Source organism: Candidatus Sordicultor fermentans, assembly GCF_012728195.1.
GTDB classification, from domain to species: Bacteria; Atribacterota; Atribacteria; order Atribacterales; family Caldatribacteriaceae; genus Sordicultor; species Sordicultor fermentans.
Map to the genome: position 1 here is coordinate 1 of NZ_JAAYFP010000086.1, position 1,868 is coordinate 1,868.

Sequence of the window (1,868 nt, forward strand, 5' to 3'; positions counted from 1 at the left end):
AAATTTAGCAATTAATAATATTCAAGCTGAAAATACGCTTGAAGTTGATTTCAAATGTGACGTGCAAAGTAAGAACGAATTAAAAACGTGGATAGAGAAAAACTGGAACAATATAAAATTTTTACTTGAACCCGGCAACACAAGAAAATATCCGGTAATAAGAGGGGGAAAATTGTTGGTTTTTAATCCTGAAAATTCATGGACAGAAGCTTTAAATTTTTTGGGCAAGAGCTTTAAAGAATTTAGATTTCAAAATAAGTCAGAGTTATACGAAACAGCAGCGTTTGGAATGCCTGTTATGCATAGTAGCCCTAAGGTTAGAATGGTGCCTTATAAAGACGATAAACGTTTATCTGAAAGACTGGCATCTCCTTTAATATTTAAAGTTATAAAATCGGGTAATCTTTATTTTCCGATATTGTTCAAGCTAAATTGTGAGCTTCCCCAGATTGGGAAAGAAAAGAAAGATGGGGGTTGGAGTTTGGTTGGTTCGCCCCAACGTGTTAGCCAGCAATTAATAGATGATTTTCTGGGGAGATTTGAAGGCCAGGCGGTGGAGGTGAATTTATGAATACCAAATTAGACTTTTCGGAAAAACTTAAAGAAATTCTCCATGATCCTATAGATAAACCTTTTGACATTCGAGGACATAAAAGAAGAGCAGAGGAATATGCGCAGGCATTAGGCGTCACGTGGGAAGATATTAAGGGCTCAGATTGGATATCTTCTTGCATGGAAAGAAGCCTGATTCCTGAGGGCATTGTACAAGATTTTGACGAAATAAGACATCCCTTTTCAGAAAGCCGAATTGAAAATAATTTCCTCCGTTTCAAAAAAGAGGTCTTCGATGTTGTCAATCAGATATCCAAGAGAATGGGGGATGTGCTCTTACAAGAAGAATATGATAGAAAATTTCTGTATATATGGCGTAATTACCAGGAAAACTTAATCGAAGGGTCAAATGGCAGAGAATGGAAAAAATACATTCCATTATTTCCTGCTGACACAAGGATTCCCGACCATTCCATATGGGAACATTCGAAAATCACATCAGCAGTCAATGCACTATGGGACGATGAAAATAAAAGCTTATTGCAAAATAACTCGCTATTTCTACTTTCCATTGGCCCTGTTCAAACATTTATAAGTCAGACACGTAAGACTCAAGATTTGTTTATGAGTAGCTTTCTTTTGTCTTATCTCACTTTTGTGGCGATGGAGAAAATAATAGAGGATTATGGACCTACGAATATTATTTACCCAGACCTTTATAAACAACCTCTGGTAGATTGGTGGTTGGAAACCAGAAAAAAAATAGAAGTCACGAATTCTCAATCTAAATACGTAGATCTGCCAACTATTCCTAACAGGTTTGTGTCTTTTGTGCCTCAAAGCGATAAAAAGGAGCTTCAAAAGTTAGGCGAAGAAATTGCAGAAAGGGTTAGGAACGAATGGAGACAAATTGTTTTTAGCACATTGCAGAGCCATAATATAAATTTTCTAAACGATGAAAGAGTGAAAAGGCATATTGAACAGTTCCCCGAAATTTACTGGGTTGCCCTACCGCTAAAGATTGTTGACAGAGATATAAAAATAGAAGACTTAGCCGGGTTTTTTGAGTCAACTGAAAAATATAAAAACATTTGGGAGTTTGCTGCTCAAAATGGAGAACATCCACCAAACATAGGCCTTTTATATCAAATTGTTTATTCATCGCTTGAAAAATCAATGGGTGCGAGAAAAAACCTGAGGGGTTTTGAATATGCAGAAGAATATGATAAAAAATGTCATCTGTGTGGTGAGAGGGAGGGCTGGATAAAAGCAGGGGTTGGAGATCTAAAGGTCGGAAGATACATTGGGGATAGTGA

Annotated in this window: 2 protein-coding genes; both read left to right on the plus strand. The window is 36.8% G+C overall.

What is annotated here, in order from left to right; translation table 11 throughout:
* Positions 1 to 571, plus strand: a 571-nt coding sequence (locus tag GXZ17_RS03900) for a hypothetical protein (RefSeq protein ID WP_409375980.1), incomplete at its 5' end; no start/stop codon positions are given.
* Positions 568 to 1,868: type III-B CRISPR-associated protein Cas10/Cmr2 (gene cas10, locus GXZ17_RS03905; protein WP_409375981.1), on the plus strand; the 1,301-nt coding region annotated here is incomplete at its 3' end. The genes GXZ17_RS03900 and cas10, both read left to right, overlap by 4 nt.